Raw genomic sequence first — 26,098 nt, 5'->3', positions numbered from 1 at the left:
TCACCCGTTCACCAGGAGCCTCGCATGTCGCATCCCTACGCCCAGACCCTTGCCAGCTTCAGCACGCCCGCGGGCAAGAGCGGCCAGTTCTACTCGCTGCCGGCGCTGGCCCGGCAGTTCCCCAACATCCAGCGCCTGCCGATCTCGCTGCGCATCGTGCTGGAGTCGGTGCTGCGCAACTGCGATGGCCAGCGCGTGCTGCCCGAGCATGTGGCCCAGCTGGCCAACTGGGCGCCGAACGCGCCGCGCAATGACGAGATCCCCTTCGTGGTGGCGCGCGTGGTGCTGCAGGACTTCACCGGCGTGCCCCTGCTGGCCGATCTGGCGGCGATGCGCAATGTGGCGGCCGCGGCCGGCAAGAACCCCAAGACCATCGAACCCCTGGTGCCGGTGGACCTGGTGGTGGACCACTCGGTGATGATCGACCACTACGGCAGCAAGCAGGCGCTGGACCTGAACATGAAGCTCGAGTTCGAGCGCAACCGCGAGCGCTACGAATTCATGAAGTGGGGCATGCAGGCCTTCGACACCTTCCGCGTCGTGCCACCGGGCTTTGGCATCGTGCACCAGGTGAACCTGGAGTACCTGGCGCGCGGCGTGCACAAGAGCGGCAAGAAAAAGGGCGAGAAGCTCTACTACCCCGACTCGCTGGTGGGCACCGACAGCCACACCACCATGATCAACGGCATCGGCGTGGTAGGTTGGGGCGTGGGCGGCATCGAGGCCGAGGCCGGCATGCTGGGCCAGCCGGTCTATTTCCTGACGCCGGATGTGGTGGGCTTCGAGCTCAAGGGCCGGCTGCGCGAGGGCGTCACCGCCACCGACCTGGTGCTCACCGTCACCGAGCTGCTGCGGCGCGAGAAGGTGGTGGGCAAGTTCGTCGAGTTCTTCGGCCCCGGCACCGCCAGCCTCTCGGTGCCCGACCGCGCCACCATCGCCAATATGGCGCCCGAGTATGGCGCCACCATGGGCTTCTTCCCGGTGGACGAGCGCACGCTGGACTATTTCCGCGGCACCGGCCGCACGAAGAGCGAGATCGCCGCGCTGGAGGCCTACTTCCGCGCCCAGCAGATGTTCGGCATCCCGGGCGCGCCGGGAGCCGACCAGGCCGCGGGCGAGATCGCCTACTCGCACACCGTGAGCCTGGACCTGGGCAGCGTCACGCCCTCCCTGGCCGGCCCCAAGCGGCCGCAGGACCGCATCGAGATCACCCACCTGGCCAGCCAGTTCGTCGCGCTCTACAGCCAGGGGGCCGCGGCCAACGGCTTCAACCGCCCGGCCGAGACGCTGGACGCGCGCGTCAGCACGCCCAGCGGGCTTTCGATCGGCAATGGCGATGTGCTGATCGCCGCCATCACCTCCTGCACCAACACCTCCAACCCCAGCGTGCTGCTGGCCGCCGGCCTGCTGGCCAAGAAGGCGGTGCAGGCGGGTCTGCGCGTGGCGCCGCACATCAAGACCTCGCTGGCACCGGGCTCGCGCATCGTCACCGAGTACCTGGAGCGCGCCAAGCTGCTGCCCTATCTGGAGAAGCTCGGCTTCAACGTGGCCGCCTATGGCTGCACCACCTGCATCGGCAATGCCGGCGACCTCACGGCCGAGATCAACGAGGCCATCACGAGCCAGCAGCTGATCTGCGCCGCCGTGCTCTCGGGCAACCGCAATTTCGAGGCGCGCATCCACCCCAATCTGAAGGCCAACTTCCTGGCCTCGCCGCCGCTGGTGGTGGCCTATGCGTTGGCCGGCAATGTGCGGGTCGATCTGATGACACAACCGGTGGGCAAGGGCAAGAACGGCCGCGACGTCTACCTCGGCGACATCTGGCCCAGCAGCGAGGAGATCCAAGCGCTCATGCAGCATGCCATGGACCCCAAGGCCTTCCGCGCCAACTACGAGCAGGTGGCCAGAAAGCCCGGCAAGCTGTGGCAGAAGATCAGCGGCGTGGCGGGCCAGGTCTACAGCTGGCCGGCCAGCAGCTATATCGCCCAGCCACCCTTCTTCGCCGGCTTCCAGATGCAGCCCGCCCAGGCCGAGGCCGGCGGCACGCACGTGCGCGGCGCCCGCATCATGGCGCTGTTCGGCGACTCCATCACCACCGACCACATCTCGCCCGCCGGTGCCATCAAGGCCAGCTCGCCCGCCGGCCTGTATCTGCAGGCCCAGGGCATCAAGCCCGTGGACTTCAACAGTTATGGCTCGCGCCGCGGCCACCACGAGGTGATGATGCGCGGCACCTTTGCCAATGTACGCATCAAGAACCTGATGATCCCGCCGGCGGCCGACGGCAGCCGCGAGGAAGGCGGCCTGACGCTCTACCAACCGGGCGGCGGCCAGGGTGAAAAGCTCGCCATCTACGACGCCGCGATGCGCTACCAGGCTGCCGGCACGCCCACGGTGATCTTTGCCGGCGAGGAATACGGCACCGGCTCCAGCCGCGACTGGGCCGCCAAGGGCACCCAGCTGCTGGGCATCAAGGCGGTGGTGGCCAAGAGCTTCGAGCGCATCCACCGCTCCAACCTGGTAGGCATGGGGGTGCTGCCGCTGCAGTTCATGCCCGGCGAGAGCTGGGAGAGCCTGGGCCTGCGCGGCGACGAGCTGATCGACATCGAGATGGACGGCGCGCTGGCGCCGCAGCGCCGGGCCCGGCTGGTGGTACACCCTGCCGGTGGTGGCCAGCGCCGCGAGCACGCCCTGCTGCTGCGCATCGACACCCCCATCGAGGTGGCCTACTACCAGCATGGCGGCATCCTGCCCTATGTGTTGCGCGCCTTGCTGGCCGGCTGACCGGTGCCCATCAGCGCGCCGGTAATCTAGGCGCTAGGAAATTTGCCCGCCGGGCCGGCCACGCCTATGCTCTAAGCGTTGCCAGCGCTGGGAGGCCCGATCATGGACAACGGCCGCGTACCGATGCCGAGTCGCCGGCTGGCGCTGGCCGTCCCGCTGTTGCTGACCTTCAGGGCCAGCGCCCAGGACGCGGGGGCCGAGGCCACCATGACCTGGCTGGCCGCCGACGTGTCGATGAGCGCCGGCAATCCGGGGCAGGAACGGACCGTGGTGGGGCCGCTGTTCGAGCACCTCAGCAGCAGCTGGGGCGGCGCGACCCGGCACCGGCTCGTGATCGCCAACGCCAAGCGCAGCTGGGGCATGCTGCGCGCCGGCGAGAATGCCTGCCACCTGATGGCTCTGCACACGCCCGAGCGCGAAGCCATGGCCTATTTCGTCGACACCCATCTGGTGCCGCCGCTGCAGCTGATCGTGCGCGCCGCCACCCTGCCGCGGCTGCCGCGCAATGCCGCCGGCGAGGTCGACATCTGGCGCCTGCTGCGCCGCACCGAGCTGCAGGGCGCCGTCGTCGAGGGGCGCAGCTACGGCCCGGCGCTCGATCAGCTGCTGGCCCAACGCGCCGGCAGCAGCCAACCGAAGAGCTATACGCCGGCCGATTTCGGCCACCGCCTGCTGGAGATGATGCTGCTGGGCCGGGTCGACTACATCATCGACTACGACTTCGCGCTGCAGCAGCGCAAGGCCATGATGCCGGCGCTGCAAGACCTGACCCCGGTGCCGCTGATGGGCTACGACGAGATGCTGGTCTCGGGCATCGCCTGCCCACGCACGCCCTGGGGCGCCAGGGTGGTGCGGCGCCTCGCCACCCTGCTGGCCACGCCGGCCGGCATCCAGTCGCTGAAGGCCAGCTTCGACCCTGAATTGAGCCCGCAGGCGCGCGCACGCTACGGTGCGCGCATCGCCGCCTACTACGAGCAGCTGCCCGAGGCGCTGCGGCGCCAGGCTATCGATTAGGGCCCGCGCTCAGCCACGCCGGATCTTGAACACCGCCACCACGCGCACCAGCTCCTCGGCTTGCGCCTTCAGGCTGCTGGCGGCGGCGGCCATCTGCTCGACCAGCGCGGCGTTCTGCTGGGTGGCGTGATCCATGTGGTTGACCGCCTCGCCCACCTGCGAGACGCCATTCGACTGCTCGATGCTGGCGGCACTGATCTCGCCCATGATGTCGGTGACGCGCTTGATCGCCGTCACCACCTCGTGCATGGTGCTGCCGGCGCGGTCGACCAGGGCGCTGCCGCGCTCGACGCGCTCGACGCTGGCGCCGATCAGGCTCTTGATTTCCTTGGCGGCGTCGGCCGAGCGGCCCGCCAGCGAGCGCACCTCGGAGGCCACCACGGCAAAGCCGCGGCCCTGCTCGCCGGCGCGCGCGGCTTCCACCGCCGCGTTCAGCGCCAGGATATTGGTCTGGAAGGCGATGCCGTCGATCACGCCGATGATGTCGGCGATCTTGCGCGAGGACTCATTGATGTCCTTCATGGTCTCGACCACCTCGCCCACCACCGCGCCGCCCTGCTCGGCCACCGTGGAGGCGTTCAGCGCCAGCTGGTTGGCCTGGCGCGCGCTGTCGGCGTTCTGCTTCACGGTGGAGCCCAGCTCTTCCATGCTGGAGGCCGTCTGCTCCAGCGAACTGGCCTGCTGCTCGGTGCGCGCCGACAGGTCGTGATTGCCCTGGGCGATTTCGGCCGAGGCGGTGGCCACGCCCTCGGAGCCCTGGCGCACATTCGCCACCAGCCCCGCCAGGTTGTCCTGCATGCGGCCCAGCGAGACCAGCAGCGCGCCCACCTCATCGTGGGCCTGGCCGTCGATGCTGCTGGAGAGGTCGCCCGAGGCAATGCGTTCGGCCACCAGGCCGGCACGCGCGATCGGCCGCAGGATGCCGTTGGAAAGCCGGATCGCGATCACGATGCCCAGCACGGCGCCCAGCGCCAGCACGGTCCAGTTGAGCGTGACGGCACGCGTCAGCGCGGCCTGCAGCTGGCCGCTGTCGGCGATCTGCAGCGCCACCAGCTTGCCCGCCAGCTGGTCCACCGCATCGCGGTGCGCCTCCGGGCTGCCGGTATGCGAACTCAGCGCCGCGCTCAGCGCGCGCTTCTCGGCCTCCGCCTGGGTGAGCGCACCGAGCTTCTTCACCGGCTCGATGTCAAGACCTGGCACCGGCGCCTTGCTGGCCACCGCGATCTTGACCTGGGTGGCCCAGTCGGAGGCCAGCGAGAGGCGGAAGGCCCGCTCGTCCAGCTCGGTGTTGAAATGCTGGATATTGGCCAGCTGTTGCTGCCCCACCCCGGCCACCACGGCCAGCAGCAGCAGCATCACGCCAAAGCCCAGCATCAATCGGTGTCTGACGCTCAATCGCATGGTTCGGCCCTTCCTCGCGGACGTCAGGACATCCTGACTCCGCCCAGGCTAGCATGCCGCGGCCGGGGCTGCCGCGCAAAAAGGGCCCTTATTCAGCGCTTCTCCGCGCGCGGCGGCGCCATGTCCAGCAGGCTCTGGCCCTGCTGCGCCAGCAGCTGCTCCAGCGCCGGCAGCAGCGGGCCCAGGCGCTCCTCGATGGCGTCGCGCACGGTGTCCACGAAGACCTGGGTCTGGCGCTCGATCTCGATGTTCAGACCTGACCCCACGCCCTTCTCGCCAAACGTGGTCATGCGCAGGGTCTCGGGGATCAGCCAGACCTCGAACCAGCCGGGCTGGCCGGGCTCGCGATGGGCCTCGGCCACCGTCAGGCTGGCGCCGTTGATGGCGATATAGCCCTTGGCGAAGATGTAGCGCATCCAGCGCGCCGGCACCGCGATGCGCAGCACATGGTTGTTCTCGGGGCGGCGGATCTCGGCGATCTCGCCCATGAAGTCGACATGGCCGGAGAGCGGGTGGCCGCCGATCTCGGCGCCGTCACGGGCGGCGCGCTCCACGTTCAGCCGGCTGCCCTGCTGCAGGCCGGCCAGGCTGGTGAGGGCCAGGCTTTGCTGCATGACGTCGAAGTCGGCGCGCTCCTCACCCGCGTGCAGCGCGGTGACGGTCAGGCAGACGCCGTCGCAGGCGACGCTGGCACCGATCTCCAGGCCGGCACAGAAACCCGGCGGGAACTGCAGCGTGACGCTGCGCAGACCGGGCCGGTCGGTGATGGCGGCGACGCTGGCGACGCCCTGGACGATGCCTGTGAACATGGTGGAACGAAATGCTGCCTGGGATGACAAGGCCGGCAGCTTACCAGCTGACCTCGCGATCCGGCGTCGAGCCGATCTTGTGGATGCTGAGGTCGGCGCCGTCGAACTCCTCTTCCTGGCTCAGGCGCAGGCCCGTCAGCTGGCGCAGCAGGCCGTAGACGGCGAAACCGCCGGCCAGCGCCCAGCTCACGCCGGCCAGGGTGCCCAGCAGCTGCGACCAGAAGCTCACGCCGCCGATGCCGCCCAGCGCCTGCTGGCCGAAGATGCCGCAGGCGATGCCGCCCCAGGCGCCGCACAGGCCGTGCAGGGGCCAGACGCCCAGCACGTCGTCGATCTTCCAGCGGTTCTGCGTGAGGGTGAACAGGCTCACGAAGATCGCGCCGGCCACGCCGCCCACCACCAGGGCGCCGATCGGGTGCATCAGGTCGGAGCCGGCGCACACCGCCACCAGGCCGGCGAGCGGGCCGTTGTAGGCAAAGCCGGGGTCGTTGCGGCCCAGCAGCACCGCCGCCAGCGTGCCGCCCACCATCGCCATCAGCGAGTTCACCGCCACCAGGCCGCTGAGCTTGTCCAGGGTCTGGGCGCTCATCACATTGAAGCCGAACCAGCCCACCGCCAGCACCCAGGCGCCCAGGGCCAGAAAGGGAATGCTGGAGGGCGGGTGGGCGCTGATGGCGCCGTCCTTGCGGTAGCGGTTGTAGCGCGGGCCCAGCAGCAGCACCGCCGCCAGGCCGATCCAGCCGCCCACCGCATGCACTACCACCGAACCGGCGAAGTCATGGAACTCGGCGCCCATGCTGGCCTTGAGCCAGGCCTGGAAGCCGAAGGCCTGGTTCCAGGCCACGCCCTCGAAGAGCGGGTAGATCAGGCCAACGATCACCGCGGTGGCCATCAGCTGCGGGCCGAAGCGGGCGCGCTCGGCGATGCCGCCGGAGACGATGGCGGGAATCGCCGCGGCAAAGGTCAAGAGGAAGAAGAACTTCACCAGCTCGTAGCCGTTCTTGGCCGCCAGGGCCTCGGCGCCGGTGAAGAAATGCGTGCCATAGGCGACCGTGTACCCAACCAGGAAATAGGCCACCGTGGAGACCGCGAAGTCCACCAGGATCTTCACCAGGGCATTCACCTGGTTCTTCTTGCGCACCGTGCCCAGCTCCAGGAAGGCGAAGCCGGCGTGCATGGCCAGCACCATGATGGCGCCGAGCAAAATAAAGAGCGCATCCGCGCCCTGCTTGAAGTTCTCCATTGCCTCGTCCTTGCTGCTGGTCGTGCCTGCCGGCGCACCGGCTTGGGTTTTCCTTTGCACCAATTCAGCAAGAATGATGCCCAGACTGGGGCATGGACGGCGGCCGTGTTGCGCACCAGCGTCGAGCTTGTGGCACTGTCGTGGTGCTGTTTTGCACCACATCGGTGCCTGCATCAGCAATGGCTGGCGAACAGCTCGGGCGAGAAACCCAGGCTCAGGCGGCCGTCGGCCCATTGCACCACCGGGCGCTTGACCAGGCTGGGCTGGGTCTGGATCAGCGCGGCGGCGCTGGCGGCGTCCACCACCGCGGCCTTGCTGGCCTCGTCGAGCTTGCGCCAGCTGGTGCCGGCGCGGTTCAGCACCTTCTCCCAGCCCAGCTCGCGCTGCCAGCGCGCCAGCTCGGCGGCGGGCACGCCGGCCTTCTTGAAGTCGTGGAACTGGTAGTCCAGGCCTTGCTCATCCAGCCAGGCACGCGCGCGCTTGACGGTGTCGCAGTTGGGTATGCCGTAAAGAATCGTCGTCATGGTCGAGCACGCTACCATGAAGCCAATGATTCCCTGGCTTGATGACCGCGACCCGGCCTTCTTCCCGCCCACCAGCCTGGCGCTGGGGCCGGACTCCGATGCCCCCGGCCTGCTGGCCGCCGGCGGCGACCTCAGCCCCGCGCGCCTGCGCGCCGCCTATGCGCGCGGCGTCTTCCCCTGGTATTCGGAGGGCCAGCCCATCCTGTGGTGGAGCACCGACCCGCGCATGGTGCTGCAGACCCGCAACTTCAAGCTCTCGCGCTCGCTGCGCAAGACGATTGCGCGTTTCCGCGCCACGCCGGGCTGCGAGATCCGCGTGGACAGCGCCACGCCCGAGGTGCTACGCGCCTGCGCCGGCACGCCGCGCGAGGGCCAGTCCGGCACCTGGATCCTGCCCGAGATGCAGGCCGCCTATGCGCGCCTGGCCGCCGAGGGCACGGTGCACAGCGTCGAGACCTGGATGGACGGCGAGCTGGCGGGCGGCCTCTACGGCGTGAACCTGGGCCGCATGTTCTATGGCGAGTCGATGTTCATGCGCCGCAGCGATGCCTCCAAGATCGCGCTGGCCGCGCTGGTGTGCCTGTGCCGCCGGCATGGCATCAGCTGGATCGACTGCCAGCAGAACACCCGCCACCTCGCCTCGCTGGGTGCGGCAGAAGTCCCGCGCGCGGCCTTCGAGGCGCATCTGGCGCGGGTGGTGGGCGAGCCCGCCCCCGACGATTGGACCTATCATCCAGACCTGTGGGCCCTGCTGGGGCCTTCCGAACCCGAACCCACGCCACATTCGTGACGCATCCCAAAGAACTTCCGCTGGCCGAGCTGCAGTTTTATGCCACGGCACCCTACCCCTGCAGCTACCTGCCGGACCGGCAGGCACGCTCGCAGGTGGCCACGCCCAGCCATCTGATCCATGCGGATGCCTATTCGGGCCTGGTGGCGGCGGGTTTTCGCCGCAGCGGCATGTTCACCTACCGGCCCTATTGCGACGGCTGCAAGGCCTGCGTGGCGATGCGCATCCCGGTGGCGGCGTTCACGCCCACGCGCAGCCAGCGCCGCGCCTGGAAGCAGCATGAGCAGCTGCAGGCACGCGTGATGCGCCTGGGCTATAGCGAGGAGCATTACCAGCTCTATCTGCGCTACCAGGCCGGCCGCCACAGCGGCGGCGGCATGGACCACGACAGCGTCGACCAGTACACCCAGTTCCTGCTGCAAAGCCGCATCAACTCGCGCCTGGTGGAGTTCCGCGAATTGCAGCCGGATGGCTCGAACCTGCTGAAGATGGTGTCGATCCTGGACATCCTGGCCGACGGGCTCTCGGCCGTCTACACCTTCTACGAGCCCGAGGAGGGCAAGAGCTACGGCAGCTTCAATGTGCTGTGGCAGATCGAGCAGGCGCGCCAGCTGCGCCTCTCCCACCTCTACCTGGGCTACTGGATCGCCGAGAGCCCCAAGATGGCCTACAAGAGCAAGTTCAGGCCGCACCAGCTGCTCATCGACGGGCAGTGGCAGCAGCGCGACTAAGCGGCCTCTAGCCCCAGGCGCAGCAGCACCTCCTCGGCGATCGCCAGCGCGCTCGTCAGCCCCGGCGATTCGATGCCCAGCAGGTTCACCAGGCCGGCCACGCCATGCTGGGCCGGGCCGTCGATGCGGAAGTCCGGCGCCGGCTCGCCCGGGCCATGGATCTTGGGCCGCACGCCGCTGTAGGCGGGCTGCAGCGCCCCGTCCGGCAGGCCCGGCCAGTAGCGCCGCACATCGGCGTAGAAGCCATCGGCGCGCTCCGGCGCCACCGCATAGTCCAGCTGATCCGGCGTCGCCACGCCCTCCAGCCACTGCGCATCCGGGCCGAAGCGGGCCTGCCCGCCCAGGTCCAGCGTGAGGTGCACACCCAGCCAGGCATCCTGCGGCAGCGGATAGACCAGGCGCGCGAACGGCGCCCGGCCCTGCAAGCTGAAATAGCAGCCCTTGCTGTAATGCGCGGTCGGCTGCGTGCCCAAGCCGGCCAAGCCTGCCGTACGCGCCGCCAGCCAGGGCGCCCAGAGCCCGGCGGCGTTCACCACCAGGCGCGCCTGCAGGGCCATCTGCTCGCCCTCGGGCATCGCCACGCTCAAGACCTGACCCTGCGCGGCCGGGCTGATCGCCCGCACCTCGGAGGCCAGGCCCACGGCGCCGCCATGGCGCTCCAGCTCGCCCTGCAAGGCCAGCATCAGGCCATGGCTGTCGACGATGCCGGTGGACGGCGAGAGCAGCGCCGCCTCGCAGCGCAGCTGCGGCTCCAGGGCCCGCGCCTCGGCCGCATCCAGCCATTGCAGATCGTGCACGCCGTTGGCCCCGGCCTTGGCCTGCAAGGCCTTCAGCCCGGCCAGTTGCCCCGCATCGGTGGCCACCACCAGCTTGCCGCAGCGCTGGTGCGCCACCTGGTGGCTGGCGCAGAACTCGTAGAGCAACTGCTTGCCGCGCACGCAAAGCCTGGCCTTGAGCGAACCCGGCGGGTAGTAAAGCCCGGCATGGATGACCTCGCTGTTGCGCGAACTCACGCCCTGGCCGATCGCGGTCTCGCGCTCCAGCACCAGGGTTTCCAACCCCTGCCGGGCGAGCGCGCGCGCCACCGCCAGACCCACCACACCGGCACCCACCACCACGGCATCGACTTGTTCCATGCATCAATTGTGACCAAGCCGCCACGCTGGCGTGTCACAAACGCACACAAAGTCACACCGGCATCGAATTGCGCGCCCAAGCAAGGGCTTTTCCCAACATCGGGGCGCTCCGCGCACAAGACACTCCCGATCCAGCGAGAACAAGCAGTACGCAAAAAAAACAACGATCCGCGCCGGCCCACCAGCCTGCCAGTGAGGTCCAGGGAGTCCACGATGGCCGCGCAACCCGCCGCCTCGACCATGCTGCCTTCAAGGAGCAGGAGTTCCCATGTCACTGAGCATTCCCGCGAGCGACGCGCGCCGCGTACTGATCGTCGACGACAGCCGGGCCATCCAGGCCATCATCCGCCAGGTGCTGGAAACGTCCGAGCTCGGCCCCCTGCAATTCCTCACCGCCGACGACGGCGCCGATGCGCTCGACAAGGTCGACAGCTTCCGGCCCGATCTGGTGCTGTCCGACTGGCATATGCCCGGCGTCTCGGGCATCGAGATGCTGCAGGCGCTGCGCCAGACCGGCCATACCGAGGTGGCGGTGGGCTTCGTGACCACCGAGACCAATGACGAGCGCCTGATCGAGGCGCGCAGCAATGGCGCGGCCTTCGTGCTCAACAAGCCCTTCAAGGACCTGGCCCTGCGCGAGGCCGTGGGCAAGACCCTGCAGCAGGCGCGCAAGAGCGCGCAGGCCGGCCGTCCCGCCGATGCCGAGGCCAGGAAGGGCCCGGCCGCCCTCGAGTCGATCGCACAGATGCAGCAGCAGCTGTTCGCGCACCTGGGCACGCGCGGTTTCGACCTGCGCCGCAGCGAGCTGGCCGACGCCGCACCGCGCCAGCTGCCGCAGCTGATCGCGCTCTACAGCAGCACCGGCCGCAGCGGCGTCTACGCCCTGGGCGTGCTGGACCTGCAAAGCTGCTGCCTGATCGGCGGCCTGGCCGCGGGCTGCAGCGCGGCCGAGATCCAGCTGGCGATGGCGCAGAGCCAGCCCAGCGCCAAGATGGTCGAGCATGCCTCGCGCTTCATGCGCGCCGCGGGGTCGGTGCTGCGCAAGCGCAGCGTCACCGACCAGCCCAGCATGAGCGCCGCGCGCCTGACCGCCCAGCCCTTTGACAAGCTCGCCAGCCTGCTGCTGCAGAACAGCGGCCGGACCGACCTGGTGCTGCAAGTGCCCGGCGCCGGCGAGGGCCGGCTCAGCTTCCTGCTGGTCTAAGCAGCCCGTAGGCAATCACGCTGGCCGCGTCGGGGCTGAACTCGCCGGCGGCCAGCCGCGCCTGCAGCTCGGCAGCGTCCAGCGCCAGGAACTCGCTCACCTCGCCGTCCTGGTTGCGCGGCGAGAACCCGGCCGGCAGCTGCAGCTCGAAGACATGCAGGATCTCGTCGTGCAGACCCTCGGGCTCGACGCGCGTGCTGCGCAGCGCGCCGCAGGGGCGCAGATTTCTTGTCAGCGCTGGCGGCACGCCGGCCTCCTCCCACAGCTCGCGCCTGGCGCAGTCCAGCAGACCCTCGCCGGCCGGCAGGCCGCCAGCGGCGAGGTTGTCCAGCGCGCCCGGGTTGGTGGCCTTGGCGAGGGCGCGGCGCCCGCACAGCATGCGACCATCGGGCCAGCGCGCATTGATGTGCACGGCCCGGCTCATCAGGCCGAAAAAGCGGAAGGCGGCACGCTCCAGACGGAACAGCTCGGCCCCCTGCACCTGCAGCGGATCGGCGCCCGGCGCCTCGCAGGCATAGGCCTCGTTGCGCCAGCCGCTGATCAGGCCGGCGGCGGCAAGCTGTTCGGCCACCGCCTGGATGCGCGCGGAACGCGTGCTTGCCTCGGCAGCCTCAGCCAGCCAAGCCAAGGCACCGGGCATGGCATGCAAGTCCGGCCAGGTCCGCAGCAAGGCCTCGGCACGCGCGGGCGCGATCCAGCCCAGCTCGAGCGCACCCAGGCGCAAGCGCAACCAACCCTGCGGCAAGGGCTGGCGGGCCTGGGCGAGGCAGGCACGCAGCAGGGTGGGATCGGGCAGCATGCGCGCATTGTCATGGCTTTGCGCGTTTGTTCGCGTAGACGCGACGGCCCCGCTCTCGCTAGCATGGGCCCACATGCAAGCCGCCAGCCAGCGCCGCGTTCCGGTCCGCTATTTCGCCCTGCTCTGCGATGCCCTGCGCGGCCAGGGCATGGACCAGGCCGCGCTGCTGCGCATGGCCGGCATCGAGCCCCAGCGCTTCGAGCAGCGCGATGCCACGCTCTCGCCGACCGAGGTCGAGGCCTTCATCGCCAGCGCGCGCCGCCTCACCGGCCGCAGCGATCTGGGCTTCGAGATGGGCCGGCTCATCAAGATGAACTCGCACGACCTGCTGGGCTACGGCATGCTCTCGGCGCGCAGCTTCGACGAGGCAATGCGACTGGCGGCGCGGCATTACCACCTGATGACCGAGACCTTCACGCTGCGCTACCAGCGTTCGCCCGGGCGCGGCGACATCGTCTACACCCCCGCGCTGGCGATGCCGCTGGAAACCCTGCGCTTCTACTACGAGACGCTCGCGCTGGCGCATCAGAACCAGGTCCAGCTGATGCTCGGGCCGGTGGCCTACGACATCCACCTCGCCATGCCAGAGCCCCCGCATCTGCGGCGTTACGAACGGCTCGCGCCGGTGCGCTTTCACTTCGATGCCCAGGCCGTGCCCGGCGTGCATGTGGTGATGGATGCGGCGCTGCTGGACCGCGCCCTGCCGATGGGCGATGAGCGCGTGCTGCGCGAGATCGACGCGCGCTGCGCCGCGATGGCGCAGCGCCCGCGCGCCGGCGGCGGCGGCGGCGCGGGCGGCTGGGGCGACTACGTCACCATGATGCTGCGCGAGGCCCAGGGCGAGCAGCTCACGCTGGAGGATCTGGCGCGCCGGGTCAAGCTCTCGGTGCGCACCCTGGACCGCTATCTGAAGAAGGAAAACCTCAACTTCCGCGAGCTCTCGCAGCAGCTGCGCTTCGAGCGCGCCTGCGAGCTGCTGCGCGCACCCGGCGCCAGCGTGGTGCAGGTGGCGCTGCAGCTGGGCTTCAGCGACGGCGCCAACTTCAGCCGCGCCTTCCGGCGCGTGCTGGGCCAGTCGCCCAGCGAATACCAGCAGCAGCAACAAGCCGCGCAGCAGGGCGAAGGCTGATCAGGCCAGCCGCGCCGCGGCCAGGCCGACGCGGCGCACGCGCGGCAGCTCGGTGCTCAGCCAGCCCTCCCCGCCCTGGTCCCGCAGCCATTCGCGCACACACGCGGCGTCCTCGGCGTTCATGGCGCGCCAGGCATCCTGCAGGCGCTGCGCCATCCAGACCGGATAGCTCAGGCCCTGGCGGCGGAACAGCCCGCCCGCCATCGGCGTGCAGACCTCGCTCAGATAGCGCTGGGCGCGGCGCGATTGCGGCGGCAGCACCGGGGTCTCGCGCGCCAGGCGCTCGGCGCAGGCCTGCACAAAGGGCAGCAGCTCCGCGCAGATCGAGCGCAGCGCCGGCGCGAGGCTGGCGGCCGGCAGGTCCTCGGCCTGGAACTCGCCGCCCTGCGAGCTGGCCGGCTCGAACATGCGCGCAATCCAGGCCTGCAGATGCGGGCGCGGCGCGATCAGCTCGCGCGCCGGCCAGGGGTCGCGGCCCAGATGGGCGTAGAGCGGCGCGATCAGGCCGTAGTCGCCCAGCGAGGGCCGCCCACCGAACAGAAAGCGATGGCGGGCGAAATGCGCATCCAGTGCGTCGAGCTGCAGCTGGGCAAAGCGGTCCAGCAGGGCCAGTTGCTCGGGCCGGATGCCGACATTGCGGCAGATCGCCTGCATCTTGCGCACATGGTTGCGGCCCAGCAGATTCTTCAGCCAGCGCGGCAGGCCCGGCATCAGCGCATCGCCCGATTCGCGCACGAACAGCGGCATGTTCTCGGCATGGCTCCAGCGTGCATGCATGGCAAGGGGCACCCAGAACTCGTCACCCCAGAGCTCGAACAGGTAGGCGGCGAAGCGCAGCACCGGCGTGGCCGGCAGCACCGGGCGTTCGGGGTGGCGCTGCTCCAGCGCGTCGATGATGCAGCTGCTGTCCTGCAGCCAGGCGCCCTCCGGCGTGATCACGGCTGGCAGCGCGGCGGCGCCGGTATGGCGCGGGATGTCCCAGAAGAAGGCCTTGGCGCCGCCGCGCAGGTCCTCGCTGAAGGGCAGGCCCTTGTGCAGCAGATAGCTGCGCGTCTTGCCGCTGTAGAGCGAGAGCGGCACGCCGAGCTGGCGGTAGGCTTGGGTCATGGTGCAAGGGGTCAGGTGTTGCGGTGACCCGATGTTCGGCGGGCGCGCCGGCGGCGCACAGTTCCGCAGCTGCCATCAGGCTGTTCGAGCCGGACAGGCGCTTGCACCCCGCCGGCTAGAGCCGGAACACTGCCACCGTCTGCGCCAGCGCGGTGGCCTGCTGGCTGAGGCTCTCGGCCGCGGCGGCGCCCTGCTCCACCAGGGCCGCGTTGCTCTGCGTCATCTGGTCGAGCTCGGCCACCATCGCCTCCAGCTGTGCGATGCCCTCGTTCTGTGCGCTACCGCTGCGCGTCACCTCCTGCAGCGCAGCGCCGAGCTGCACCACGCTGCCGACAATGTCCTGCATGGTGCTGCCGGCCAGCTGCACCTGGCGCGCGCCGGCCTCGACGCGCTCGCCCGAGCCCTGGATCAGGGTCTTGATCTGCTTGGCGGCATCGGCCGAGCGCTGCGCCAGTGCCCGCACCTCGGCGGCCACCACGGCAAAGCCGCGCCCCTGCTCGCCGGCGCGCGCCGCTTCCACCGCGGCGTTGAGCGCCAGGATATTGGTCTGGAAGGCGATCGAGTCGATCACGCCGATGATGTCGCCGATCTGGCGCGCGCTGCGGTCGATCTCGCCCATGGTCTGCACCACCTCGCCGACCGCGTGGCCACCGCGCTGGGCCACCTGCTCGGCCTGACGCGCCAACGCATCGGCCTGGCCGGCCGCCGCGGTGGCGCCGCGCACCGTCTGGCTGAGAGCGCCGGTGGCGCCGGCGGCGCGCTGCAACTCGCCCGCGGTGCGCTCGGTGCGCTGGCTCAGGTCCAGATTGCCATGCGCGATCTCGGCGCTGGCATGCGCAATGCTGTCGGTGGAGCTGCGTATCGTGCCGACCAGGCCGCGCAACTGCTCCTGCATCGCGGCCAGCGCGGCCAGCAGCTCGCCGGTCTCGTCGCGCCGGCTGCCGTCGATGGCGCGGCTGAGATCGCCGGTGGCGATGCGCTGCGCCTCACCGATCGCCTGCTTCAGAGGGCCGGCCACGCTGCGCAGGATCAGCCAGGCCGCCACGCCGCCCACCAGCAGGCCCAGCAGGCTGGTCAGGGCCAGAACGGCGCGCGCCGTCTCGTAGCTGGCCTGGGCGCCGGCTGCGCTGGCCGCCGCGGCCTCGGCCTCATGGGCCAGCAGTTTGACGATGGCGGCGCGCCATTCGTCGATCACGACGCGTGGGTTCATGGCATTGAAGGCGGCGCTGGCGTTGCCACCCATGCCGGCCATGCGCACCACGTTGCGCGCCATCGTGCGGGCCGGCGAGCCGGCCTCCTCCAGCGTCTGCAGCAGCTGGGCGGTGGTGGCGTCCGGCTCGGCGCCGATCAGCGGCTTGAGCGCCGCGGCGGCCTGCTCGTAGCGCGCCAGGGCGGCCTCGAACAGGGCCGTCTGCTGCTTGGCGTCCTCCTCGTCGCTGACCAGCAAGAAGCCGTACAGCGCCACTGCGGTGTCGTTGGCCGCCGCCATCATGGCCTGCGCCACATCGCCGCGCCGGCCCGATACCTCGACGATCTCGCGTGTCTGCTGGCTCATGCGCTGCATGCCCAGCAGGCCCGCGGCCATGGTCAGCAGCAGCAGCGCCAGCACCAGGCCGAAGCCACCGGCCAGCCGGCCCGAAAGCCGCCAGGCCGGCAGGCGAAACGAGCGCAGCAAGGGCAAGGAAAAATGTCTGGGCATGGAGGAGGGTTCCAGTGAGCTAGGGCTGCCGCGGCCCGATATAGACCTGCCGCAAGCGCAGGTCCAGCAGCCACCGCAGCAGGCCGGGCGCCAGCCGGTGCAGGGCCTCCAGCGCGCGCGCGATGCGGCCCGGCACGATCATGAAACGGTTCGCGGCGATGCCGGCAAATACACCATCGGCCACCGCGTCCAGCGAGAGCACCGGCACCGCCTGGTTCATCTGCCGGTTCTCCGGCGTGCGCGTGGCCTCGAGCGCCAGGGCCATGGGAGTAAGGAACTCGCCCGGGCAGGCCAGCTGCACGCGCACGCCGCGCGGCTTGAGCTCCAGGCGCAGCGCTTCGCTGAAGCCCACCAGCGCGAACTTGGACGGGCCGTAGGCCGTCAGGCCGAAGGTGGGCAGGCGCCCGGCCAGCGAGGCGATGTTGACGATGCGCCCGCTGCCCCCGGCGCTGAAGAAGGGCATGGCCGCCAGCGTGATGTTGACGGCGCCGAAGTAATTGGTCTCGAAGATGCGGCGCTGCGTCGCCATGTCCGATTGCTGGAAATAGCCCTCGGCGACGATGCCCGCCGAATTGACCAACACATCGGGCCTGCCCAGGCTGGCGGCAATCGCCTGCATGGCGAGGCGGCAGGCGGCCTCGTCGCAGACATCGCAGACCAGGGTCTCGACGCGGGCCCCGGGCGGCGCGCCCGCCAGCAGCTCGGCGCGCACGCGGGCCAGCTTCTGCGCATCGCGCGCCAGCAGGGCCAGCCGGGCACCGGCGGCCAGGAAGCGCCGCGCCAGCGCCGGGCCGAGGCCGCTGGAGCCGCCGGTGATCACCACCACTTGCTGTTGGAACATGGCGGCTGCGCCTCAGGCCCGCAGCGCGCGACGCCAGGCCAGCAGCAGCCAGACGATGCTCAGCAGCGCGGCCAGCAGCCAGCTCAGCTCGGGGATCGCCAGCTCGAAGCCGGTGGGCGTCAGCACCACCTTCAGCGCCATCAGCTTGTAGGGAGCGACCTCGCGGTAGGCCGGGTCGGTCACCAGCTCCATGAAGGCGCGGCGGCTGGGATAGCGCACCACCAGCACGCGGCTCCAGTCGTCCAGCCCGGCCTCATGCACCAGCAGGTTCTTGCCCTGGGCCTGGCCGGCGTAGATGGGGTAACCGCCGAGCTTGAACAGCATCGGGATCACGATGTCCTCGTAATGCGCATTGCTCTGCGCCGGGCTGAGCTGGTTGGCCGCCAGCGAGCCCTGGTAGCGCCGCAGCTGCGGGTAGTAGCGCATCAGGTTGAGCATGTAGACGGGCTTGCCATCGTCGGCCGCCATCCAGGCGCGCAAGGCCAGGCGCATCTCGGCGCGTTCCTCGGGCGGGAACGGCACCTTCTCGGTGTCGGCCATGAACTGCTCGAGTTCGGCCGATTGGATGGGCTTGTGCGGGTTCTGCCAGAGCCAGACGCCGCCCCACAGCAGGGCGAACAGCAGGGCCAGGATCAGCTCGAAACGGTAGCGGGTACTCAACATGATGGGTGGCGCTTTCAGGCGTTCAGGGGATGGCGTTGGAATTCGTCCAGGATCAGGCGATTGACGCGCTCGGGCTGGTCCAACTGCAGCCAGTGCGAGGCGCCGTTCAGGCGCACATAGCGCCAGGGGCCCGTCACCCAGCGCTCGCTGTCGCGCATCTGCGCCTCGCAGAGGTAGGCGTCGCCATCGCTCCACAGGCCCAGCACCGGCATGGGCGGCTTGGGCAGGGCAAAGGGCAGGATCATGGCGAGGTTGGCGCGGTACCAGTTGACCGCCGCCGTCAGCCGGCCTGGGCGCGCCAGCTTGCGCAGCCAATGCTTGAGTTCGCCATGTTGGCCGGTGAAGCCGCGCGTCCAGCGCCAGTCTCGACGCATCATCAGCCATTCAGCGAAGCCGCGTAACTGGAACATCAGGATGTACCAGCCCATCAGCTTCTGCTCGAGCGGCGCGCGCGTATAGGCGCTGGGGTGGCCCACCGACAGGGCCACATAGTTGTGCACGCGCTGCGGATGGCGGATCGCCAGGGTCCAGGCAATCACCGCCCCCCAGTCGTGCCCCACCAACCTGACCTTGGGCAGGCCCAGCGCGTCCAACAGGGCGAGCAGATCGCCCACCAGTTGGTCGAGCTTGTAGGGGGTCACGCCGGCAGGCGCCTCGGACTCGCCGCAGCCGCGCATATCGGGCGCGATGACACGGTAGCCGGCCTGCAGCAGGGCCGGGATCTGCTGGCGCCAGACCTCATGGTCGTCCGGGAAACCATGCACCAGCAGCACCGGCTCGCCGCGCCCCTGGTCGACAATGTTGAGCGTCACGCCATTCAGGCTGAGGCGGCGGGTTTCGAACTGGGGCATGAGTGAAAAGACTCCGAAGCGATGGGCGGAGCCATGATGCGCAGCCGCACGCGGCCTGGCATGTGCAGGCGCCGTCAGCTGCCAGTCAATTCCTGCCAGGCCAGGGAATTCCCGCAGCCAGGGTGTGGCGCCGCAGCCCACGCCCCCCCGGCAATCCTGCATGGACAGGCGGGCGCCGGCTTGGCTAGCATGTCTGGGTGCGAAGTCCACTCCCCATCACGCGATGAGCGCGCTGCCCCCGTCCAAGCGCGCCGGCCCGGCTCAGCCACGTCGGGTGCCGGTGCGCTATTTCACGCTGCTGCTGGATCTGCTGCGCAGCCAGGGCACGGACGTGCCCCAGCTGCTGCGCATGGCCGGCCTCGACGCCGAGCGGGTGACGCAGCGCGGCACCACCCTGCTGCCCAGCGAGATCGAGGCCTTTGTGAGTTCGGCGCGCCAGCTCACCGGGCGCACCGACCTGGGGCTGGAACTGGGTCGGCTGGTGAAGATGAATTCGCATGAGCTGCTGGGCTACGGCATGCTCAGCTGCCGCAACTGGGGCGAGGCCATGCAGCTGGTGGCGCGGCATTACCACCTGATGATCGAGACCTTCTCGCTGCGCTACCGGCGCATCGGCGGTGGGGTCGGCGAGGCCGTCTACACGCCGCTCACCGCGATGCCGCTGGAGACGCTGCGCTTTTATTACGAGGCGCTGGCGGTGGCTCACCAGAACCAGATTCACCTGATGCTGGGCGGCCAGGAGCCGGCCTACGACATCTACCTCTCGATGCCGCCGCCACCGCATGCGCAGCGCTACCTGGCGCTGGGGCCGGCACGCTTTCACTTCGACGCCCAGGCCCTGCCCGGCGTGCGCGTGCTGATGGGCGCCGACCTGCTGGATCGGCCGCTGCCGATGGCCGACGCCAACGTGGTGCGCGAGGTCGACGAGCGCTGCGCCGCGCTGGGTCAGCGCCCGCCGGTGGGCGAGACCGGCTGGGGCGACTATGTGCGCATGCTGCTGCGCGAGACACCCGGCCGCCTGGTCACGTTGGAGGATCTGGCAGAACGCATCCACGTCTCGCCACGCACCATCGACCGTTACCTGAAGAAGGAAAACCTGCAGTTCCGCAGCCTGGCCGAGCAGGTGCGCTTCGAGCTCGCCTGCGAGCTGCTGGGCGAGCCGGGTGCCACCGTCACCCAGGTGGCGCTGCAACTGGGCTTCAGCGACTCGGCCAATTTCAGCCGCTCCTTCCGCCGCGTCATCGGCATCACGCCCAGCGAATACCAGCAGCGGCCGCGCACGGCGGTCACGCCTTCGACCTGAACTCGCTGGATCGAAATCAGGCCGGCACGGTGAGCGCGCTGGCCGGGTCGATCAGGATCTTGGCATGGCGATCTGGATCGCCCAGCGCGTTGAAGGCCGCCTCCACGCCGCCCAGGCCCACCTCGCCGGTGATCAGCGGTGCGCAATCGACCCGGCCCTCGGCCATCATGTGCAGGGTGTCGCGGAATTCCAGCGGCGAGTAGCCCAGCACGAAGCGCAGGTCGACCTCCTTGTTGATGGCCACCGCCGGCTCGATCTGGTCGGCCTGCATGCACACGCCCACCACCACGATGCGCGCGAATTGCGGCGCACCGTTGATGACGCTCTGCAGCACGCCCGGCGCGCCCACGCATTCAAAAATAATGGGGCGCTTGGGCAGCGCGCCCAGGGCCTCGGCCAGGCGCCAGGTATGCCACCAGGGGATCAGGGGCAGGCGGCCGAGCTGCTCGCGCGTGCCCACCGCCAGCTCCAGCATGCCCGGCAGATCGCCGATGCAGCCCCAGGCCTGCCAGTTCGCATAAGGCGATTCGGCGGCCGGGTCCACCACCACATCGGCGCCACAGCGCCTGGCCAGGGCGCGCCGGCCGGCTGAGAAGTCGGCCGCCACCACATGCTTGACGCCCTTGGCCTTCAGAAGGCAGATGGTGGCCAGGCCCACCGGGCCGCAGCCGATCACGATGGCCACGTCCTTCTTCATGACCTCGCCACGGCGGATCGCGTGCCAGGCCACCGACATCGGCTCGGTGAGCGCGGCCACGGCCGGGTCCAGGCCATTCGGGATCGCCAGGGTCATGGACTCCTGCACCACCAGACGCTCGGCATAGGCGCCGCCGATACGCTCGGACAGCCCGATCGCGTCGATCTCCTTGCCGACGCGCAGAAAGGGCAAGGCCACCACCTTGGTGCCGGGCTTGAAGCCGGTCTTCTTGCCGCCCGGCCCCTGGTCCAGCACCTCGGCGCTGAACTCATGGCCGAACACCACCGGCTGCGCGCTGCTGGTGAGCTGGCGGTAGCCGCTGCGGCTCATCAGCTGGCCCCAATGGTCGCAATGCTGGCGCACATGCAGGTCGGAGCCGCAGATGCCGCAGCGCAGCACCTTGACCAGCAGCTGCCCCTCCTCGGGCTTGGGCTCGGGCAGATCGACGAGGGAGAGTTGCTTGTTCTGGCAGACCACGGCTTTCATCGCGTTTCCTGATGCTGGGAAGAAGATGGGGCGATGATGGGTGGCGGCCCCGCGGCTGGCACGGTTGCGAGCCGCCAGCTGCCAGTCAATTCCCGACGGGCGCGGGATTGCCCTGGGTATCCAGATGGCAGCAATCCACGATCAGCCGGGCGAAACGCGCCGCATCGTCCTCCTGCATGAAATGCCCGCCGTGCAGGGTGCAATGCGGCTGGCCGCGGGTGCCGGGCACGCGGCGCAGGAATTCGGCATCGCCGCCGCGGGTGATGGGGTCGCCATCGCTGAAGCACAGCACAAAGGGCTTGTGCCATTGCTCCAGCACGCCCCAAGCACGCTCGTTGTCGGCGCTGCCGCGCGCATTGAAGCCGGCCACCGGCACCAGCGAGGGATAGATGCGCGCGGCGACCTGGTAGCGGGCGTCGGGGAACGGTGCCTCGTAGGCGGCCAGCTCGCCCGCCGTCAGCTTGCGCTTCGTGCCGTATTGCAGGATACGGCCGATCGGGAACCAGGGGCTCCAGCGCGAGAAGGCGCGCCAGAGCTTGAAGACCCGGCTGATCCGCATTGCATGGGTGGGCAGGCCGCCGTTGCCCATCAGCACGCGCTCGAAGCGCTCGGGGCATTCGGCCAGCAGGCGCAGCCCGATCAGCGAGCCCCAGTCCTGGCACACCAGGGTGATGTCGCGCAGGTCCAGGGCCTCCAGCCAGGCGCGCAGCCAGGCCACCTGGCCCTCGTAGCTGTAATCACCGCGCGCGGCCGGCTTGTCGGACTTGCCGAAGCCGATCAGGTCCGGCGCCAGCACGCGCAGGCCCGCGGCGGCCACCGGCTTGATCATGTGGCGGTAGAGATAGGACCAGCTCGGCTCGCCATGCAGCATCAGCACCGGCTTGGCCGCGCGCGGGCCCTCGTCCACATAGTGCAGGCGCAGCTGCGGCGTGAGCTGGTGCCAATGCGGCGCGAAGTCGTAATCGGGCAGATTCTCGAAGCGCTGCGCCGGGGTTCTGAGGATGTTCATGCTGCCGATGCTCACTTGGCCGTGTACCAGATCGGCGAGGTCCAGGCGCGCTCCTGGATGGTGGGCGCAAAGCCCGCCGGATGCGGCTTGCCGGCGGCCAGCGCATCGCGCTGGCTGTAGCGGCACACCGGGTTCTCCAGCACGCGCAGGTAGTAGAAGGCCTGTTGCTCGGACCTGAAATCGGGATCGACCCAGTCGACCGCCAGTTCGGCCGCGCCCTGCCCGCTGCTGGGCTGGCAGTTGCTCAGGTCCACCGTCGCGCCATTGGCCGGGCAGCGCCCTGCCTGGGGCTTGAGGCCGTCGGAGCAGGCGATGTCCCAGACGCGCTCGGCCGTGCTGCCATCGGCCTTCAGCCAGCCCTTGACGATCTGCAGCTTCTGCAACGGCGCCGAGTTGACGTCGCGCTGCGCCCAGGCGAAGAAGCGCGGCGCGGCGGCAGCGCTGCCAGGCGCGCCGAGATCGCCGCCCATCGGCACGCCGCTGGCGTAGGCGGCACTGATGCGATCGGGCCGCTCTGCCAGCCCGGCCGGCAGCGCGAAGCCGCCGAACAGGCGCGCGCGCAGGCGCGTGCCGCTGGTGCCCCAGGTCTCGCGGCGCTGCAGCGCGTCGAAGATGGCCTCGCGCGTGTTCTGCTCGGCCCACACGCCGGCCAGCCCGCCGGGATTGATCTCGGTGCCCTTGATGCCCAGGGTCCTGCTCACCGGTGTCGAACTCAGGCCCAGGCGCTGTTCGGGCGCGCCATCGTTGCTGCCGCCATGGCCCTTGTAGGTGGCCTCGTCGGTATCGCCGGGCGTGCCGTTGTGGTTGTCGGTGGCGCCCACGAAACCGAAGCGGTAGGGGTTGAAGCCGAGCTGGCGCTGCAGTTGCAGGCCCTTCTTCAGCACGCCGCGCACCAGGTCGGTCTCGGCCACGCAATGCGCGGCATGCTGGCCGGTCTTGGCGTCTATCTTCGCCTGCTCGGGCGTGCAGACGGGCCAGAAGTTCTCGAACCCGCATTGCTCGTCGTTCACCGACAGGCCGGCCGCGCATTCGCTGCTGCCCTTGGCCTGGAACACCTCCACCAGGGTCTCGTAGCGCGCGCGCAGCTTCAGCGCCTCGGGCGTGATGGGGCTGGCATCGGCATTGCGATCGCCGAACATCAGGCCCCAGGAGAAGTTGGGGTTGTGCGGGATCGCCAGCGCGGAACAGGCCGGCGCCTTGCATTGCACGTCCAGCCAGCGCAGCAGATCCTCGGCAAAGCCGTCGCCGGCACCGAACACGTTGTCGGGCACCTGGTGGCCGCGGAACAGCACATTGCGGTGGATCATGCCGCCATCGGCCAGCGTGGGGCTGTACTCGAAGCCGATCAGGGTGGTGAAGCGGCCCGGCTGGTAATGCTCGTTGGCGGCGTTCTGGGTGTCGCGCCAGACATCGCGCGCGGCGGTGATGCAGGCACGCCCGTCGGCGCCGCAGCCGCCCTCCGGGTAATGGGCCCGCTCGGGGCCGCTCTGGATATTCGCCTTGAACAGGCGCGGGAACACCAACAGCACCTGGTTGCGCATGCCCACGCAATCGATGCTCCAGTAGCCGCTGCTGCCGGGCGTGTTGCACTGCGCGTACAGGCCCAGGCCCTCGGCATGGTCGGTGACGGCGGCGAAGTCCAGCGGCGCGCGCAGGCGCTGGCGCAGGCCGGTCTCGGGAATCTCGACCTCCTCGCCCTTGGCAAAGCGGTAGGCGGTGCGCGGGTCGTTGCGGGTGCCGAACAGATTGGCGTCCATCGAGTAGCTGGTGTGCAGATGGGTCTCGCCGAAATAGGCGTTGCGCTCGGGGTTGGGCGGCGGCAGCTGCGCGGCCTGCGCCGCCGGCGGCAGCAGCGGCCCGCGCGGCAGCGGCTGCGGCTCGCGCCGGGCGATCTTCCAGGCCGCCAGCGCGGCCAGCAGCAGCAGGGCCAGCGCCCCGTAGACCAGGGCTTTCCGGATCGTTCTTTTCGTCATCGCAAGCTCACTCCATCATCAAAGCAGCGCCAGGCGCTGCAGCAACCAGCAACTCGACACCGCACCCAGCGCATAGGCCGGCACGCGAGCGGCCCAGCGGGGCCAGCTCTTGCGGGCCCGCATCAGCCCCCGCCAGGCCAGCAGCACCGCGGCCAGGAACAGCAGCTGCCCGGCCTCGACGCCCAGATTGAAAAGCGCCAGCGCGAGCGGGATCTCGCCGGCGGGCAGGCCCAGCTCGGCGAGCGCGCCGGCAAAGCCGAAGCCATGCAAGAGCCCGAAGGCCAGCGCCACCAGCCAGGGCCGCCGCGCCGCCAGGCCGGGCGCCGGGCGCAAGAGCTCGCGCGCCACGAACACGATGGAGAGTGCGATCGCCGCCTCCACCGGCGCGCCCGGTACCTGCACAAGCCCCAGCGCCGCGGCCGCCAGCGTGAGGCTGTGGGCCAGCGTGAAGGCGGTGACGGTGCGCAGCAGCGGCAGCGCGCGGCGCACCAGCAGCAGCAGCGCGAGCACGAACAGCAGGTGGTCGGTGCCGCCCAGGATGTGCTCGACCCCGAGGCCGAAATAGGCGCGCGCCGGCGGCGCCGCCTGCGCCTGCGCGGGCAGCACCCAGGCCGGCGCGCGCGGGCTCAGCAGCTGGCTGAGCGCAGGGCCCTCGGTGGGCGCGATGCGCAGCAGCAGGTCGATCTGGGTGGCGGCCAGGCCCTCGACGGTGATGCTGTCACCCGGCGCGAGACGGCAGGCCACGCCGCGCCAATCCAGCTGGCGCGCCGCCGGCAGCAGCCGTTCGGCGGGCTCGGGCAAGGCCGCGCAATGCGCGGGCAGCCGCGGCCGCAGCGCCGGCGGCCGGCCCTGCGCGGCGGGGATGCGCAGCGTAAGGTCCCACACAGCCGGGCCGCGCTCCTGCAGGCTCAGCGCCGCGGGCAGGGTCTCATGCGCCCGCGCCGCACCGGCCAGGCAAAGCAGCGCAAGACAAAGAATGCCAAGCCAGCGCTTCATGGCAGCGCCGGTAGGCTGATGCGGTAGCGTTCGCGCAGCCGCGCATAGGCGCCGTCGCGGGCCTCGCGCTGGCTGGCCTCGGCCCAATCGCGCAGCACCTGCTCGCGCAGCGCCTCGAAGCTGGGCGCTTGCACCGCGCTCACGCGCAGGCTGTGGCGCCCCAGCGGCGATGCGATCGGCTCGGACCATGCGCCGGGTGTCAGCGTGGCCACGCGCGCGGCCACGGCGGCACCGAACTCCGCCGTGATGCGCGCCGCATCGGCCTGGTCCAGGCGCGCCGGGCCGGCCACGCGGCCGTCCACGGCGCGCTGCTCCAGCGTCCAGCGCGTGGCATCGGCATAGCGCTGCACGTGCGCGTCGTACCAGGCGCGCAGTTGCGCCTCGTCGGGGGCCTGCAGATCGCCCTGGGCCAGGAACTCCATCTTCTGCGCCAGGCGCCGGCGTATCACCACATCGTCGCGGTCCAGGCCCTGGGCCAGGGCCTCGCGGTAGAGCAGCTCCTCGCGCAGCTGCGCCTGCAGCAAGCCATCCAGCTGGGCCGCATCGGGTTCGCGCCCCCATTGCTTGCGCGCCATCGCACGCAGGCGCTCGAGGTCCTGCGCATCGATCGCGATTGTCTGCGGGTCGCGCCGTGCCTGCAGCCAGGCATGCAGGCCGAACAGCAGCGCGCCGGCCAGCAAGAAATGCAGCAGGGGCTCGGCGCACAAGCGGGACCAGGCGCTGGTGCTCTTTTCCTTCATGCGGGGGGCCTTGCTCAGGGGTGATGGGCCGCATGATGGTGTTCATCGCCGCCATCGGCACGTGCCCCGGCTGCCATGCGCCAGTCAGATTCCGACAGACTCTGGAAAACCCTGCGCATCTGGCTATGCTGCGGCATGGTTCGCCCACGCCGCCCGCCCCCCCTATGGC

Annotated in this window: 23 protein-coding genes; 7 read left to right on the top strand and 16 right to left on the bottom strand. The window is 70.1% G+C overall.

The genetic code is table 11. From position 1 onward, the window contains the following. Positions 1–24 precede the first annotated feature (24 nt). Positions 25–2,784, top strand: a complete 2,760-nt coding sequence (acnA, locus tag AC3WQY_RS22320) for an aconitate hydratase AcnA (RefSeq protein WP_492710739.1) — start codon at positions 25–27, stop codon at positions 2,782–2,784. A 102-nt stretch (positions 2,785–2,886) separates the two neighbouring features. Then, positions 2,887–3,798, top strand: coding sequence for a TIGR02285 family protein (locus tag AC3WQY_RS22315; RefSeq protein ID WP_492710738.1), 912 nt, complete (start codon positions 2,887–2,889; stop codon positions 3,796–3,798). A gap of 9 nt (positions 3,799–3,807) precedes the next feature. Here the strand turns inward: AC3WQY_RS22315 and AC3WQY_RS22310 are convergent, their stop codons facing one another. The 4 genes from AC3WQY_RS22310 to AC3WQY_RS22295 form a co-directional block, all read right to left on the bottom strand. Beyond that, entirely contained in the window at positions 3,808–5,199 is a 1,392-nt protein-coding gene (locus AC3WQY_RS22310) for a methyl-accepting chemotaxis protein (protein ID WP_492710736.1), read from the bottom strand. A 92-nt stretch (positions 5,200–5,291) separates the two neighbouring features. Then, positions 5,292–6,008 (bottom strand): riboflavin synthase subunit alpha, encoded by a 717-nt coding sequence (locus AC3WQY_RS22305; protein ID WP_492710735.1) that lies wholly within the window; start codon positions 6,006–6,008, stop codon positions 5,292–5,294. A 40-nt stretch (positions 6,009–6,048) separates the two neighbouring features. Then, positions 6,049–7,251 carry an ammonium transporter gene (locus AC3WQY_RS22300; protein WP_492710734.1) on the bottom strand — a complete coding sequence of 401 codons (1,203 nt, stop codon included), beginning with the start codon at positions 7,249–7,251 and terminating at the stop codon, positions 6,049–6,051. Between the two features lie 173 nt (positions 7,252–7,424). Beyond that, positions 7,425–7,775 (bottom strand): ArsC family reductase, encoded by a 351-nt coding sequence (locus AC3WQY_RS22295; RefSeq protein WP_492710732.1) that lies wholly within the window; start codon positions 7,773–7,775, stop codon positions 7,425–7,427. Positions 7,776–7,800: 25 nt separating this feature from the next. Between AC3WQY_RS22295 and aat the strand changes: the two genes are divergently transcribed. Next, positions 7,801–8,565, top strand: a complete 765-nt coding sequence (gene aat, locus AC3WQY_RS22290) for a leucyl/phenylalanyl-tRNA--protein transferase (protein ID WP_492710730.1) — start codon at positions 7,801–7,803, stop codon at positions 8,563–8,565. Beyond that, a complete protein-coding gene (locus AC3WQY_RS22285) occupies positions 8,562–9,296 on the top strand; it encodes an arginyltransferase (RefSeq protein WP_285232638.1) in 735 nt (244 codons plus the stop codon). Before aat ends, AC3WQY_RS22285 begins: the two co-directional genes overlap by 4 nt. On the opposite strand, the gene AC3WQY_RS22280 is transcribed toward AC3WQY_RS22285, so the two are convergent. Continuing rightward, on the bottom strand, positions 9,293–10,432 hold the full coding sequence (locus tag AC3WQY_RS22280) for an NAD(P)/FAD-dependent oxidoreductase (RefSeq protein WP_492710729.1): 1,140 nt from the start codon (positions 10,430–10,432) through the stop codon (positions 9,293–9,295). The two genes, AC3WQY_RS22285 and AC3WQY_RS22280, sit on opposite strands and share 4 nt — an antisense overlap. A gap of 268 nt (positions 10,433–10,700) precedes the next feature. Here AC3WQY_RS22280 and AC3WQY_RS22275 point away from each other — a divergent pair, with 268 nt between their 5' ends. Beyond that, entirely contained in the window at positions 10,701–11,636 is a 936-nt protein-coding gene (locus AC3WQY_RS22275; RefSeq protein ID WP_492710727.1) for a response regulator, read from the top strand. Here AC3WQY_RS22275 and AC3WQY_RS22270 read toward each other — a convergent pair. Continuing rightward, positions 11,617–12,435, bottom strand: coding sequence for an NUDIX hydrolase (locus AC3WQY_RS22270; protein ID WP_492710725.1), 819 nt, complete (start codon positions 12,433–12,435; stop codon positions 11,617–11,619). The genes AC3WQY_RS22275 and AC3WQY_RS22270 overlap by 20 nt on opposite strands. A gap of 73 nt (positions 12,436–12,508) precedes the next feature. On the opposite strand from AC3WQY_RS22270, the gene AC3WQY_RS22265 reads away from it, so the two are divergent. Further along, positions 12,509–13,564, top strand: coding sequence for an AraC family transcriptional regulator (locus AC3WQY_RS22265; protein WP_492710723.1), 1,056 nt, complete (start codon positions 12,509–12,511; stop codon positions 13,562–13,564). On the opposite strand, the gene AC3WQY_RS22260 is transcribed toward AC3WQY_RS22265, so the two are convergent. The 5 genes from AC3WQY_RS22260 to AC3WQY_RS22240 all read right to left on the bottom strand — a co-directional run bounded on the left by AC3WQY_RS22260 (position 13,565) and on the right by AC3WQY_RS22240 (position 18,725). Continuing rightward, positions 13,565–14,671, bottom strand: coding sequence for a glutathione S-transferase family protein (locus tag AC3WQY_RS22260; protein ID WP_492710722.1), 1,107 nt, complete (start codon positions 14,669–14,671; stop codon positions 13,565–13,567). It lies immediately after the preceding gene. 115 nt (positions 14,672–14,786) lie between these two features. Further along, the gene (locus AC3WQY_RS22255; protein ID WP_492710720.1) at positions 14,787–16,370 is read right to left on the bottom strand and encodes a methyl-accepting chemotaxis protein; all 1,584 of its coding nucleotides are present in this window, start codon (positions 16,368–16,370) and stop codon (positions 14,787–14,789) included. Positions 16,371–16,389: 19 nt separating this feature from the next. Beyond that, the gene (locus AC3WQY_RS22250) at positions 16,390–17,211 is read right to left on the bottom strand and encodes an SDR family NAD(P)-dependent oxidoreductase (protein WP_492710719.1); all 822 of its coding nucleotides are present in this window, start codon (positions 17,209–17,211) and stop codon (positions 16,390–16,392) included. A 12-nt stretch (positions 17,212–17,223) separates the two neighbouring features. Further along, positions 17,224–17,874, bottom strand: coding sequence for a DUF1330 domain-containing protein (locus AC3WQY_RS22245; protein ID WP_492710718.1), 651 nt, complete (start codon positions 17,872–17,874; stop codon positions 17,224–17,226). Positions 17,875–17,888: 14 nt separating this feature from the next. Then, entirely contained in the window at positions 17,889–18,725 is an 837-nt protein-coding gene (locus AC3WQY_RS22240; protein WP_492710717.1) for an alpha/beta fold hydrolase, read from the bottom strand. A 223-nt stretch (positions 18,726–18,948) separates the two neighbouring features. Here AC3WQY_RS22240 and AC3WQY_RS22235 point away from each other — a divergent pair, with 223 nt between their 5' ends. Continuing rightward, positions 18,949–20,028 (top strand): AraC family transcriptional regulator, encoded by a 1,080-nt coding sequence (locus AC3WQY_RS22235; protein ID WP_492710715.1) that lies wholly within the window; start codon positions 18,949–18,951, stop codon positions 20,026–20,028. Positions 20,029–20,044: 16 nt separating this feature from the next. Here the strand turns inward: AC3WQY_RS22235 and AC3WQY_RS22230 are convergent, their stop codons facing one another. From AC3WQY_RS22230 to AC3WQY_RS22210, 5 genes are all read right to left on the bottom strand, one after another. Then, positions 20,045–21,211 carry a zinc-binding dehydrogenase gene (locus AC3WQY_RS22230; protein ID WP_492710714.1) on the bottom strand — a complete coding sequence of 389 codons (1,167 nt, stop codon included), beginning with the start codon at positions 21,209–21,211 and terminating at the stop codon, positions 20,045–20,047. A gap of 85 nt (positions 21,212–21,296) precedes the next feature. Then, positions 21,297–22,220 carry a haloalkane dehalogenase gene (locus AC3WQY_RS22225; protein ID WP_492710712.1) on the bottom strand — a complete coding sequence of 308 codons (924 nt, stop codon included), beginning with the start codon at positions 22,218–22,220 and terminating at the stop codon, positions 21,297–21,299. A gap of 11 nt (positions 22,221–22,231) precedes the next feature. Continuing rightward, on the bottom strand, positions 22,232–24,193 hold the full coding sequence (locus tag AC3WQY_RS22220; RefSeq protein WP_492710711.1) for a DUF3604 domain-containing protein: 1,962 nt from the start codon (positions 24,191–24,193) through the stop codon (positions 22,232–22,234). A gap of 18 nt (positions 24,194–24,211) precedes the next feature. Then, positions 24,212–25,189 (bottom strand): HupE/UreJ family protein, encoded by a 978-nt coding sequence (locus tag AC3WQY_RS22215; RefSeq protein ID WP_492710710.1) that lies wholly within the window; start codon positions 25,187–25,189, stop codon positions 24,212–24,214. Beyond that, the gene (locus tag AC3WQY_RS22210) at positions 25,186–25,929 is read right to left on the bottom strand and encodes a hypothetical protein (protein WP_492710708.1); all 744 of its coding nucleotides are present in this window, start codon (positions 25,927–25,929) and stop codon (positions 25,186–25,188) included. Before AC3WQY_RS22210 ends, AC3WQY_RS22215 begins: the two co-directional genes overlap by 4 nt. Positions 25,930–26,098: the final 169 nt, after the last annotated feature.

The sequence above is a fragment of the Roseateles sp. FW301-B2 genome (assembly GCF_058788955.1).
This window is presented reverse-complemented; position numbering and strand designations above follow the sequence as displayed.